Annotated in this window: 8 protein-coding genes and 1 tRNA gene; 4 read left to right on the forward strand and 5 right to left on the reverse strand. The window is 76.6% G+C overall.

Annotated features, from left to right (window positions below; translation table 11 throughout):
* Positions 1-164 precede the first annotated feature (164 nt).
* Positions 165-722, forward strand: coding sequence for a DUF4232 domain-containing protein (locus tag VM636_RS13665; protein ID WP_053914528.1), 558 nt, complete (start codon positions 165-167; stop codon positions 720-722).
* Between the two features lie 41 nt (positions 723-763).
* Here VM636_RS13665 and VM636_RS13670 read toward each other — a convergent pair whose 3' ends face one another.
* Positions 764-1,900 carry a DUF2786 domain-containing protein gene (locus tag VM636_RS13670; protein WP_338484564.1) on the reverse strand — a complete coding sequence of 379 codons (1,137 nt, stop codon included), beginning with the start codon at positions 1,898-1,900 and terminating at the stop codon, positions 764-766.
* Between the two features lie 86 nt (positions 1,901-1,986).
* Here VM636_RS13670 and VM636_RS13675 point away from each other — a divergent pair, with 86 nt between their 5' ends.
* The 3 genes from VM636_RS13675 (at position 1,987) to VM636_RS13685 (ending at position 5,664) form a co-directional block, all read left to right on the forward strand.
* Positions 1,987-2,760, forward strand: coding sequence for a Clp protease N-terminal domain-containing protein (locus VM636_RS13675; RefSeq protein ID WP_030422712.1), 774 nt, complete (start codon positions 1,987-1,989; stop codon positions 2,758-2,760).
* A 158-nt stretch (positions 2,761-2,918) separates the two neighbouring features.
* Positions 2,919-4,592, forward strand: coding sequence for a bifunctional 3'-5' exonuclease/DNA polymerase (locus VM636_RS13680; RefSeq protein WP_053914531.1), 1,674 nt, complete (start codon positions 2,919-2,921; stop codon positions 4,590-4,592).
* Between the two features lie 145 nt (positions 4,593-4,737).
* A complete protein-coding gene (locus VM636_RS13685; RefSeq protein WP_338484567.1) occupies positions 4,738-5,664 on the forward strand; it encodes a hypothetical protein in 927 nt (308 codons plus the stop codon).
* A gap of 97 nt (positions 5,665-5,761) precedes the next feature.
* Here the strand turns inward: VM636_RS13685 and VM636_RS13690 are convergent.
* The 4 genes from VM636_RS13690 to tmk form a co-directional block, all read right to left on the reverse strand.
* Positions 5,762-5,838: transfer RNA gene (locus VM636_RS13690), tRNA-Thr, on the reverse strand.
* 107 nt (positions 5,839-5,945) lie between these two features.
* Positions 5,946-7,562 carry an alpha/beta hydrolase gene (locus tag VM636_RS13695; RefSeq protein WP_030422573.1) on the reverse strand — a complete coding sequence of 539 codons (1,617 nt, stop codon included), beginning with the start codon at positions 7,560-7,562 and terminating at the stop codon, positions 5,946-5,948.
* Positions 7,563-7,687: 125 nt separating this feature from the next.
* The gene (locus VM636_RS13700) at positions 7,688-8,893 is read right to left on the reverse strand and encodes a DNA polymerase III subunit delta' (RefSeq protein ID WP_053914533.1); all 1,206 of its coding nucleotides are present in this window, start codon (positions 8,891-8,893) and stop codon (positions 7,688-7,690) included.
* A 404-nt stretch (positions 8,894-9,297) separates the two neighbouring features.
* A complete protein-coding gene (gene tmk / locus VM636_RS13705) occupies positions 9,298-12,573 on the reverse strand; it encodes a dTMP kinase (protein WP_338484569.1) in 3,276 nt (1,091 codons plus the stop codon).
* Positions 12,574-12,629 lie beyond the last annotated feature (56 nt).

The raw sequence follows: 12,629 nt of genomic DNA on the forward strand, positions 1-12,629 counted from the left end.
CCGGAACCGTCACGTCCGTCGACCGGCCGTCCCTGACGGTGGCGGGGCACGGCGGCGTCGGCGAGGAGACGTACACCCGGGTCCAAGGACGGGGGACACTCCCGTCCGGCTTCCCGTCACCGGGCCCGGTACCCGATCCCCTTCTCTCCCCGAGGAACCCGCCGATGCGCATCACCGGCCGCACCCGCGCCGCCACCACCGCCGTCGCCCTCGCCGCGATGCTGCTGCTGACCGCCTGCGACGGGGGCGACACCGCACGGACCGGCACGGACACCGGCGCCGCCGGCACCGTGGACCGGGGCGGCGCGGCCTGCCGCACCGCCGACATGGACGTGAGCGTCGAGGCGAGCCCCGCCCCGGCCGCCGGCGACACCGGCACCGTCACCGTCATCCTCGCCAACGCGGGCGCAACCTGCGTCCTCGACGGCTTCCCGTCCGTCACCCTGGCCACCGGCGACGCCTCGGCGCGGCTCGCCCCGGCCGAGGCCGCCGCGCCCCGGCGGCTGACCCTCTCCGCGGACGCCACCGCCTCGTTCACCCTCACCTACGTACGGGGCGAGGCGGGCGCCGCCGGTTTCGCCGCCCGGAGCGCGGAGTTCGCCCTCCCCGGCGAGGAGGACACCCACCGCTTCCCCTGGACCTACGGCGACGTGGCCCCCCAGGCCGAGGGCGGAGAGGGCCCGGACGTGACGGTCGGGGCGTTCCAGGCGTCCGGCGACTGAGGGAACCGGCCGGGGGGCGAGGTCCGGCACGCCCCCTCCCCTCACCCCAGGGGCCGCCGGGGCACCACCCGCGCGTCGTCGGCCGCGCGGGTGCCCTCCGTCCAGCCCGCCGGGTCGGCGCCACCGCGCAGGCGCGTCGTCGTCGTCTCGGGGAACATCCGCTCCAGCCGGTCCGTGACGGCGGCCTCACGCGAGGCCAGCACGGGCAGGGCGTCCGCGTGCTCGGTGCCGGCGCCGGCGGTGGCGCGTTCGGCGACGGCACGGAGGTGCGTCCCGGCCCGGTGGGCGTAGGCCGCCAGGAAGGACTGGCGGAAGGATCTGGTGCGCCGTCGGCCGCCGGCCCGCTGGGCGGCCTCCGCCCTGGTCATCGCCGCCTCGGCCTGCACCAGGAGGGAGGTGTAGAGGAGTTCGACCGCCTCCAGGTCCGCCGCGAAGCCGACGACGGTGGAGAAGCCCAGGGGTTCGTTCCACACGGCGCGGCAGTGGTTGGCGTCGGCGACCGCGTCCAGCAGGACCGCCTTGGCCTGCTCGTACGGCGGCTCGACCCCGATCCGGCAGGCGCCGGGCGCGTGTGGCGCGGGGGCGGTGGCGGACAGCAGCGCCTCGTCGACGCTGTGCCGGGCCATCAGTTCCTGCGCCTTGGCGCTGAGCGCCTCCGCCTCGCGCGGGTACCCGGTCGCCTCCGCCTTGGCGAGCAGCGCGCGGATGCGGGCGAGGGCGCGTGACTCGGGCCACGGCTCCCGGCCCGCTCCCCCGGGCGCATCCGGCCCCTCCAGCGGCTCCAGCACGGGCAGGCGCAGCAGGAGGCGGTACAGCTCCAGTACGGCGGTGGCGTGCGAGAAGCGGTCGGTGCGCGGCGCGGGCGCCTCCGGCAGGGCGTCGAGCTGTGCCGCCCAGCGCGGGCCCCGGGGCCGGTCGTCGGCCGCCTGGGAGCGGACGAGCGCGGCGAGCAGCCGGACGTGGGTGTCGTCCAGTTCGCGCCGGACGATCCGGTGGACGTCGGCGGGCTGCCAGCAGCGCCGCCAGGCGGCGGCGACGAGCTCCTCGCCCCGGCGCCCGAGTTCGGCGTCGGCCGCGGGGTCGGCGGCGAGGAGGGAGGCGGCGGTGTCGAGGGCGGTGTCACCGGTGCCGTACAGGCCGGTCTCGAAGGCGCGCTCGACGGTGCGGGACGTACTCACCCGCCGATGGTGCCACGCCCGACACCACCACCCCCACTGTCAACCAACGGTTGACACCCTCCTGGGAGGCAACCTACGGTTGACACATGACGACGAACCCGAGCATCACGTCATCCGTACGCCTCGACGAACTCATCACGGCCATCAAGAAGGTGCGCGCCGAGCCCCTCGAACAGCTCCAGGACGCCGTCCTCGCCGGTGAGCACCTCGGCGAGGTGGCCGACCACCTCATCGGACACTTCGTGGACCAGGCCCGCCGCTCCGGCGCCTCCTGGAGCGACATCGGCAAGAGCATGGGCGTCACCCGGCAGGCGGCGCAGAAGCGCTTCGTGCCGAAGGAGTCCGCCGACCTGGACGCGAGCCAGGGCTTCAGCCGGTACACACCCCGCGCGCGTGCCGTCGTGATGGCCGCGCACAGCACGGCGGTGGCCGCCTGCGCCGCCGAGGGCCTGCCCGAACACCTGGTCCTCGGCCTGCTCACCGAGCGCGAGGCGCTCGCCGCGCACGCCATCGCGGCCCAGGGCGTGACCCTCCAGGCCGTCCAGGACGCGGCCACGGCGGCGCTCCCCCCGGCCACCGACGACGCCCCCGGCCTGGTCCCCTACGGCCCCGCCGCCAAGAAGGTCCTGGAACTCACCTTCCGGGAGGCCCTGCGCCTCGGACACCACTACATCGGCACCGAGCACATCCTCCTCGCCCTGCTGGAACACGAGAACGGCGACGGCGTCCTGCACACCGCCGGTCTCACCAAGGAGGCGACGGAGCGCTACGTCACCGAGGCCCTGGCGAAGTTCCTGGAGGCGACCGAGCAGGGCGCCGGGGCGGGGCAGGCGGAGGAGGACACGACCGGAGAGGGCTGAAGGCCCTGGAGGGGCTGAAGGCCGTGAGGCTGAGGCCCATTGGGGGCCGAGGGCCGTGGGGTGGCTGAGGCCCATTGGGGGGCTGAGGGCCGTGGGGTGGGACCGGCGGCCGCCGCGCCCCCCGGTACGTTGTCGGACCCCCCTGCGACACTCGCGGTGTGGCCGACCGGTGGGCGCTCGCCGTGACCGAGGACGGAGGCGCGGAGGTCGCCCCCCTCGGTCCCGACGGGCTGCCCGCCGCCCCGGTGCGGCACGAGCCCGACCTCGTCGCGGCCGTCCGCGACCGGCCCGGCGTCGGCCGCTGGGTGTGGCGGTCCACCGCCGAGGTCTACCCGCGCCTGCTCGCCGCGGGCGTACGCGTCGAGCGGTGCTACGACGTGGAGGACGCCGAGACCCTCCTCCTCGGCCACGAGGGCCGCTCCGGCGCGCCCCGCTCGGCGGCGGCCGCCCTGGCCCGGCTGCGCGGCGGCCCCGTACCGCCGGATCCGCCGCCGCGGTCCGCCGACCCGGGCGGGCAGCCCTCCCTGTTCGAACCGCGGGAGACGCCGCTCCCCCTCACCGGCCTCCTCGCGGTCTACGCCGAGCAGCAGCGCCGCCACGACCGCGCCGAACACCCCGACCGGATGCGGCTGCTGACGGCCGCCGAGTCGGCGGGCACCCTGGTCGCCGCCGAGATGAACCGGGCCGGGCTGCCCTGGCGGGCCGATGTGCACCGCGCACTGCTACACGACCTGCTCGGCGAGCGGTACGCGGGCGGGGGCGAGCCGCGCCGCCTGGCGGAGCTGGCCAAGGAGGTCTCGGCGGCGTTCGGACACCGGGTGCGGCCCGACCTCCCGGCGGACGTGGTCAAGGCGTTCGCACGCGCCGGGATCACCGTCGGCTCCACCCGCCGCTGGGAACTGGCCTCGGTCGACCACCCGGCGGTCGCCCCCCTGCTCTCGTACAAGAGGCTGTACCGCATCTGGGTGGCGCACGGCTGGTCGTGGCTCCAGGACTGGGTGCGCGACGGGCGGTTCCGCCCCGGCTTCGTCGCCGGCGGCACCGTCACCGGCCGCTGGGTGACCAACGGCGGCGGCGCCCTCCAGATCCCCCGCGTCCTGCGCCGGGCCGTGGTCGCCGACCCCGGCTGGCGGCTGGTGGTCGCCGACGCCGCCCAGATGGAGCCCCGCGTCCTCGCCGCGATCTCCCGCGACCCCGGCCTGATGGAAGTCGCCGCCCGCCCGGACGACCTGTACCAGTCGGTGTCCGACCGGGCCTTCTCCGGCGACCGCGACCAGGCCAAACTCGCCGTGCTCGGCGCCGTCTACGGCCAGACCTCCGGCGACGGCCTGAAGAACCTCGCCGCCCTCCGCCGCCGCTTCCCGCGCGCCGTGGCCCACGTCGACGAGGCGGCCCGCGCCGGCGAGGAGGGCCGGCTCGTCCGCACCTGGCTGGGCCGCACCTGCCCGCCCGCCGGTCCCCCGTCCGACGGCACCGACGAGGCGGGCCTCCCCCAGGACGCCCCCGGCCGGGAGGGGACGCCGGGCCACACCTCCACGGACGCCCGCGCGCGGGGACGCTTCGCCCGCAACTTCGTCGTCCAGGGCAGCGCCGCCGACTGGGCGCTGCTCCTGCTCGCCGCCCTCCGCCGGTCCTGCGCGGCCCTGTCGGCGGAGCTGGTCTTCTTCCAGCACGACGAGGTCATCGTGCACTGCCCCGCCGAGGAGGCGGACCGGGTCGTCGAGGCCATCCACGACGCCTCGGCCCTCGCCGCCCGCCTCACCTTCGGCCCCACCCCGGTCCGGTTCCCCTTCACCACGGCCACGGTCCGGTGCTACGCGGACGCGAAGTGACACCGCCCCGCCGCCCGCGCGGCGAGGGCCCCGGACCGGCCACCGGGCCGCGCCGAGGAGACCCGCGCACCACACGGCGGGCGAACGGCACCGGCGGTAGCCTGACGCCCGGTCGTCTCGACCGTCCAGGGGGAGGGGATGCCGCATGGCCGTGGCGATGTACCAGGCCGTCAGGCTCGCGCGGAGGAACAAGCGGCGCCACGAGAAGCTGACCGCCCGCCGCCGGAAGCTCGACCGGCACATAGCCCAGGAGACCGCGGCACAGGAGGAACGGCGACGGGCCACCTACGAGCGGGCCCTCGTCCCCTTCCAGGAGGCCTTCGCCCGGATCGAGCGGGTCGACCTGGCCGAACTGGCCCCCGCCGCCCCGCCCGGACACGCCCCGGCCGACGTCGGTCCGCGGGAGGTACGCCACCTCGCGGCGACCGTGATCGGCTCCCTCGTCGGAGGCGGAGCCGCCGGAGCGGGCCTCGGCACCGCCACCTACCTGGCCGTCGGCGCCTTCGCCACCGCGTCCACCGGCACCGCCATCTCCGGGCTGTCCGGAGCCGCCGCGAGCAGCGCCACCCTGGCCTGGCTGGGCGGGGGTTCGCTCGCGGCGGGCGGCGGCGGCATGGCCGCCGGGACGGCGGTCCTGGCCTCGGTCGTCGCCGTCCCGGCACTCGTCGTGGGCGGCGCCCTCCTCGAATGGCGGGGCCGCTCGGTCCGCGGCGACCAGCAGAGGTCCGCCGAGCGGCTGGCGGAGGCGGAGGCCGAACTGACCGAGGCCCGCCGCACCCTGTCCGAGGTGTTCCAGCGCAGCCGGGAGATCCGGCTCGTCCTCCTGGACCTCTGCCTCGCCATGGAGGAACGGCTGCCGGCCTTCACCGCGCTGGTCGCCGCCCACGACGACTACGGCACCTACGACGCGGCGCGGCGGGCCCAGGTCAAGGAGATCTTCGACCTCGCCTGCACCACGGTCACGGTGCTGGGCACCCCGCCGGCCGGGGAGGACGGCCGGGCCGGCGAACTCTCCGCCCGCGTCCTCGCCGAGGCCCGCGCCCACCTCGCCACCCTGACCCCCACCACCTGAACCGCACCACCCGGCGCCCCGGTCCTCAGCCCCTCCGGCAGCACCCTGGACGACGGAAAACCCCAGGTCATCGAACATCCGACCTGGGGTTCCAAGATGGAGCCGCCTTCGGGATTCGAACCCGAGACCTACGCATTACGAGTGCGTTGCTCTGGCCATCTGAGCTAAGGCGGCGTGCTGTGCGCACCATGGTGCGATCAGCGACGTCGGTAAGTCTACACAGTTTCCGGGGGTGCTTCGCACCCGCCCCGGGGCCCGGACGCCGGGGCGGGCGGGGGTGGCTACGAGCAGCGCTTCCCGTCCTCGGGAGGGGTGCCGCGCAGCAGGTAGGCGTTGATCGCGGAGTCGACGCAGGCGCTGCCCCGGCCGTAGGCGGTGTGGCCGTCGCCCTCGTAGGTGAGGAGGCGGGCGGAGGAGAGCTGCCCGGCGAGGGACTGGGCCCAGCGGTACGGGGTGGCGGGGTCGCGGGTGGTGCCGACCACGACGATCGGGCCGGCGCCGGCGGCCTCGATGCGGTGCGGTTCGCCGGTGTGCCGTACGGGCCAGTAGGCGCAGTTCAGGGAGGACCAGGCGAGGCCCTCGCCGAAGACGGGGGACGCCTTCTCGAAGGCGGGGAGGGCGTCGCGGACCTGGTCGGGCCCGGTGAAGGCGGGCGGGAGGTCGAGGCAGTTCACGGCGGCGTTGGCGGACATCAGGTTGCTGTAGCGGCCGCCGGCCTCACGCTCGTAGTAGCTGTCGGAGAGCATCAGCAGCCCGGCGCCGTCGTTCTCCTTCGTCGCCGAGGTCAGGGCCTCGCGCAGTTGCTGCCAGGCGGCCTCGTCGTACATCGCGGCGATCACGCCGGTGGTGGCGAGGGACTCGGTGAGTTCGCGGCCGTCGGCGTCGCCGGTGGGGATCGGCTGGGCGTCGAGCTTCTCGAAGAACGCCTTCAGGTTCCGGCCGGCCTGGTCCGGGCCGGTGCCCTTGCCGCCCAGGGGGCAGTCCGGCTGCCGTACGCAGTCCTCGGCGAAGGACCGGAACGCCGTCTCGAAGCCCTCCGTCTGTTCCAGGTTGAGCCGGCGCGCGGGCAGCGAGGGGTCCATCGCGCCGTCGAGCACCAGCCGGCCGGCCCGGTCCGGGAAGAGCCCGGCATAGGTCGCGCCGAGGAACGTCCCGTACGACGCCCCCACGTAGTTCAGCTTCTCGTCGCCCAGCACGGCCCGCAGGACGTCCATGTCCCGGGCCGCCTCGACGGTGGACACGTGGCGCAGCAGCTTCGGCGAGCCCGCGCCGCAGGCTTCGGCGAACTCCTTGTAGGCGTCGACGAGTTCGCTGGTCTCGCGGGCGTCGTCCGGGGTGATGTCGGTCTGCGTGTACGCGTCCATCCGGCGGCCGTCGAGGCATTCCACGGGCTCGCTGCGGGCCACCCCGCGCGGGTCGACCGCCACCATGTCGTACCGCGCGCGGACCTCGGCCGGGTAGCCGATGCCGGCGTACTGCTGGAGGTAGCCGATGGCCGAGCCGCCGGGGCCACCCGGGTTGACCAGCAGGGAGCCGAGCCGCTTGCCGGGGCCGGTGGCCTTCTTGCGTGCCACGGCGAGGTCGATGTCGCCCCGCGACGGCTCGGCGTAGTCGAGCGGCGCCTTGACGGTGGCGCACTGGAAACCGGGGGCGCCGCAGTCCCGCCAGCCCGGCTTCTGCCCGTAGTACCGGGTCAGTTCCGACGGCGTGGCCTCGGGCAGCGCGGCCAGGGTCGCGGTCGACGCCTCCGTGGCGCCGGCCGCGCGGGGCGCCCGCGGGGCGGCGGAGGTCGCGGCGCCGCCGGCGGAGCAGGCGGTGGCGAGCAGCGAGGCGGCGAGGAGGACGGCCGCGGTACGGGCCCGGGGCCGGGTGCTGCGGTGGGTGCGCCGTGTGTGCATTCAGGGAGCGTAACTCTCCGCATTCCCTTGGGTGCCGTGTGTGCCGGGCGTGGCGCGTACGGGTGAAAGCGGGGTGTGCGTGGGTGACGTGGCGCGGGCTCCGGGCGGCCGGCGGCGCCGCGCGGTCAGCCCGCTCTGAGCGCCATCGTCATCGCCTCCACGGCGAGCAGCGGCGCGACGTTGCGGTCGAGGGCGTCGCGGCAGGCGCCGATGGCCTCGATGCGGCGCAGGGTCGCCTCGGGGGTGCCGACGCGGGCCAGCCGCTCCAGGGCGTCCTCCGCGTCGGTGTTGGCGATGGCCACGCGGGAGCCGAGCTGGAGGGCGAGGACGTCGCGGTAGAAGCCGGTCAGGTCGGTGAGGGCCAGGTCGAGGCTGTCGCGCTGGGTGCGCGTCCGGCGGCGCTTCTGCATGTCCTCCAGGTCCTTCATGACGCCCGCCGTGCCGCGCGGCATCCGCCCGCCCTGGGCCGCGCCGAGCGCCGCCTTCAGGTCCTCGGTCTCCTTGCCGTCCATGTCCTCGGCGAGTTGCTTGGCGTCCGCCGCCGCCGCGTCGACCAGTTCCTGGGCGGCCTTGAGCGCGCCGCCGACGTCCTCGACGCGCAGCGGGAGGCGCAGGACGGCGGTCCGGCGTTCGCGGGCGGCCGGGTCGGTGGCCAGGCGGCGGGCCCGGTCGACGTGGCCCTGGGTGGCGCGGGCCACGGAGGCGGCGACGTCCGGCGCGATGCCCTCCCGGCGCACCAGCATGTCGGCGACGGCGTCGACGGAGGGGGTGCGCAGGTTCAGGTGGCGGCAGCGGGAGCGGATCGTGGGCAGCACGTCCTCGATGGAGGGGGCGCACAGGAGCCAGACGGTGCGGGGGGCGGGTTCCTCGACGGCCTTGAGGACGGCGTTGGCCGACTTCTCGTTCAGCCGCTCGGCGTCCTCGACGAGGATGATCTGCCAGCGGCCGTTCGCCGGTGAGGTGAAGGACTTGCGGACGGTGTCCCGCATGTCCTTGACCAGGATCTCCGCACCGACGGCGGCGACCGTGCTGACGTCGGCGTGGGTGCCGACGAGCGCGGTGTGGCAGCCGTCGCAGAAGCCGCAGCCGGGGACGCCGCCGAGGGCCCGGTCGGGGCTGACGCACTGGAGCGCGGCGGCGAACGCCCGTGCCGTCCGGGTGCGGCCCGCGCCCGGCGGCCCGGTGAAGAGCCAGGCGTGGGTCATGCGGGTGGTCGCGGGCGTGGGGGCGTCGTTCGCGGCGGCGGTGACGAAGGCGTCGGCGTCCCGGGCGGCGCCGGCGAGCTGTTCGCTCACCTTCTCCTGTCCGACGAGGTCGTCCCACACGGTCATGGGTCACGCCGCCTTTCCGTCACGTCCGGCCGCACTGTGCGCCGCGTCCTCCATTGTGCGGGCCGCCACCGACACCCGGCCCCGGCCACCCGCACCGCGGGGCAGCCGGCACGCGAGCCACCCGGTCCGCCAGTTCCGCCCGGCCCGCCAGGGGGCACCGGCGGCTCCCGCCACGGCCCGTGCCGCACCGGACCGGGCCCTCCATTGTGCGGGCCGCCACCGACACCCGGCCCCGGCCACCCCCCCCTGCGGGGCAGCCGGTGCGGCCCCGCGGCCCGCGCCGCCGAAGAACGCGGAACGGTCGCCGGCAGGGGCCGACCCGCCGCGCCCGAGGCGGTGCCGGAGGCTCGCGCCGCGGGCGTGGCGCACCGGCGGCACCGTTCCGGTCGATGCCCGGCCGGGCGTCAGCGGCGTCCGCGGCCCCTGCCCCGGCGTCCGTCGTCGTCCGGTTCGTCGTCGCGCGGGCCGAGCAGTTCGTCCGCGAGGGTCGGCAGGTCGTCCAGCGGGGTCTCCTCGGCCCAGTCGGGCCGGGGGCGGCGGGGGCGTGCCTGCTCGGCGTCGATCCGGGGCAGTTCCCGCGTCCGGTCCTCGGGCTCGCGGGCCGTGCCGGGCCGGGCGGCCGGGTCCTCGTCGCGGAAGTAGCCGCGCGGGAGCCGGTCGGCGGGGTCGTCCTCGCGTACGGGAGGCAGCACGGCCGTCTCGTCGGCGGCGCCCGGCGGCACGGGCGGCAGGAGCGCCGTCTCGTCCTCGGACCTCGGCGACACCGCCGGCAGGACCGCCGTCTCGTCGGCCGCGCCCGGCGGCACCGGCAGCTCGGCCGTCACCTCGGACTCGGACGGCCGCGCGGCCCGGCCGCCACCACGCACGTCGGGCGTGTCGGGCGTGTCGGGCGTGTCGCGGCCTCGGTCGGCCCGCACCGGAGGCAGGACCGCCGTCTCGTCCGCCGCTCCGGCGGGCGGGGGGCTCGCCGGGGCGGGCGTGGTCGCGGCCCCGGGCGTGCCGGACGGCTTCCGGGTGTCGGCGGAGCGTCGGGAGGCCGCCTCGGGGGCGGTCGGCCGGGTGCCCGCGGCGGCCGCTGCCGCCGCCGCCTCGGCGGCCCGGCGGGCCTCCTCGGCGCGGATCAGGGCCTCTTCGGCCCGGCGCTGCTTCTCCAGGCGCTGTGCCTCGGCCTCCGCCCGCAGCCGGGCCTCCTCCTCGGCCTGCTTGCGGCGCCGCTCCTCCTCCGCCCGGCGGCGGGCCTCCTCCTCGGCGCGCGCCTTCTCCTCGGCGAGCACCCGGGCCCGCTCCTCCTCGGCCTTGCGGCGGGCCTCCTCGGCGCGGCGGCGGGCCTCCTCGGCCTGCCGCTCGGCCTCGCGGCGCTGGGCCTCCTCCAGTTCGCGCCGCTTGCGCTCCTCCTCCTCGGCGCGCAGCCGCTCCAGCTCTTCCTGGCGCTCACGCTCCAGGCGCTCTTCCTCGGCCTTGCGGGCGGCCTCCTCCTCCGCCTTGCGGCGGGCCTCCTCCTCGGCCTTGCGCCGCGCCTCCTCGCGGGCCCGGATCTCGGCCTCGGAGAGCGGCAGCACCTGGTCGAGCCGGTGGCGTACGACGGCGGTGACGGCCTCCGGCTCCTGGCCCGCGTCGACCACGAGGTAGCGCCCGGGGTCGGCTGCGGCCAGCGCGAGGAAGCCGGAGCGCACGCGCGCGTGGAACTCGGCGGGCTCCGACTCCAGCCGGTCAGGCGCCTCGGTGAACCGCTCGCGGGCGGTCTCCGGGGCGACGTCCAGGAGGACGGTCAGGTGCGGGACGAGCCCGTCGGTCGCCCAGCGGTTGATACGGGCGATCTCGGTCGGCGACAGGTCGCGCCCGGCGCCCTGGTAGGCCACCGAGGAGTCGATGTACCGGTCGGAGACGACGACCGCGCCGCGCTCCAGGGCGGGCCGGACGACGGTGTCGACGTGTTCCGCGCGGTCGGCGGCGTAGAGCAGGGCCTCGGCGCGGTGGGACAGCCCGGCGCTGGAGACGTCGAGCAGGATGGACCGCAGCCGCTTGCCCACCGGCGTGGCGCCGGGCTCGCGGGTGAGGACCACCTCGTGCCCCTTGCTGCGGATCCACTCGGCGAGGGCCTCGGCCTGGGTGGACTTGCCGGCGCCGTCGCCGCCCTCCAGGGCGATGAAGAAACCGTTCGTCGCGGGGGTGGGGACCGGGTCGTCGCCGCCGAGCAGCGCGTCGCGCAGGTCGTGCCGCAGCGGGACGCCCGAGCGGTCGTCGACCTTGGCCAGCACCAGCGCGGCCACCGGCAGCAGCAGCGCGCCGACCAGCATCAGGGTGAACGCGGCCCCGCCGTGCGCGAAGACGAACTTGCCGTTCTCCAGGCGGTGCGGCCCGATGCCCGCCGCCACCAGGGGCGCGACGACCGCGCCGAGGCCGACGCACAGCCGCACGCACGCGTGCAGGTGCTCGGTGACCCGGGCGCGTCGCGCCTCCTCGGTCTCCTGGTCGAGCAGCGCGTGCCCGGTGTTGGCGGCGGCGCCCGCGCCGACACCGGTCAGCGCGAGGAGCAGCAGCACGCTGGTGTCGTCCGGGACGAGCCCGGCGGAGAGCAGGGTGATGCCGGAGAAGGCGATCGCCAGGGCGAGCAGGCGCCGGCGGGAGAGGGAGGGCAGCAGGGAGGGTGCGGTGCGGATGCCGACGACGACACCGCCGGTGAGCGCGCCCACCATGAGCCCGAAGAGTACGGGGCCGCCGTGCAGGTCGATGGCGTGCAGCACCGTGACGGCGACCGTGGCGGCGACCGCCCCGGCGACCGCGGTGCAGGCGAGGACCAGCAGCGGGATCGCGCCGGTGCGGCCGGTGTCCGGGCCACCGCCGCTCCGGGGACGGCGCAGTCCCTCCAGCGGCGACCGCGCCCGCGGGGTGCGGACGGTGGGCAGTTCCAGGAAGGTCACCAGGGACAGCGAGGCGGCGAACAGCCCGGCCGCCACGTACGAGCCGAGCGCCGCCTGGTGCTCGGCGAACCAGGCGATGCCGGCGCCCAGCAGGTTGTTGAGCAGGCCGGCGACGACGAGCGCGACGGCGGCGAGCGGGATGGCGACGAAACCGGTGCGCAGGGAGAGGCGGCGCAGGGCGTCCATGTGGTCCGGCAGCGGGCGCACGGCGGCGCCCTCGGGCGGCGGGGCGGGCAGCAGCGCGGGGGCCGCGCCCTCCCGGCACACCGTCCAGAAACGTTCGGCCACTCCGGTGACGAAGGCGGTCACCAGGAGCACGGCGAGGGCGCTGTCCCGCGTCCAGTCAATCCACAGGGGCGCGACGAGCAGCAGCGCGGCCCGCACCCCGTCCGCGCCGACCATGGTCCAGCGGCGGTCGAGCGGACCGTCGGGGGAGGTGAGCGAGGTGAGAGGGCCGAGCAGGACGGCGCCGAAGAGCACCGTCGCCAGGACGCGCACCGCGAAGACGGTCGCCACCGCGAACGCCACGCCCCGGTAGCCGCCGCCCAGCGCGCCCGTGGCGATGGCGGACTGCACGGCGAGGAGCACCAGCACCAGCAGGGCGAGGATGTCGCCGACACCCCCCACGAGCTGCGCCCCCCACAGGCGCCTGAGCTGCGGCCGGCGCAGCAGGGCGCGGACGGCGCGCTCGCGGGAGTCCGCGACGAGTGCGTCGTCAGGGGCGGTGTGAGGGGCCGTTGGCTGCTCGGCTCGCGTCATGCGTTCAGCCTATCGGGCGTCGAGGACAGGCCGGTGTACCCGGCCGAACGGACGAA

Source organism: Streptomyces sp. SCSIO 75703 (assembly GCF_036607905.1).
Classification (GTDB): domain Bacteria; phylum Actinomycetota; class Actinomycetes; order Streptomycetales; family Streptomycetaceae; genus Streptomyces.

Bases quoted from the DNA above. Each gene is read 5' to 3' on its own strand.
- VM636_RS13665 (WP_053914528.1), top strand. From the start codon at position 165: ATGCGCATCACCGGCCGCACCCGCGCCGCCACCACCGCCGTCGCCCTC.
- VM636_RS13675 (WP_030422712.1), top strand. From the start codon at position 1,987: ATGACGACGAACCCGAGCATCACGTCATCCGTACGCCTCGACGAACTC.
- VM636_RS13685 (WP_338484567.1), top strand. From the start codon at position 4,738: ATGGCCGTGGCGATGTACCAGGCCGTCAGGCTCGCGCGGAGGAACAAG.
- VM636_RS13695 (WP_030422573.1), bottom strand. From the start codon at position 7,562: ATGCACACACGGCGCACCCACCGCAGCACCCGGCCCCGGGCCCGTACC.
- VM636_RS13700 (WP_053914533.1), bottom strand. From the start codon at position 8,893: ATGACCGTGTGGGACGACCTCGTCGGACAGGAGAAGGTGAGCGAACAG.
- tmk (WP_338484569.1), bottom strand. From the start codon at position 12,573: ATGACGCGAGCCGAGCAGCCAACGGCCCCTCACACCGCCCCTGACGAC.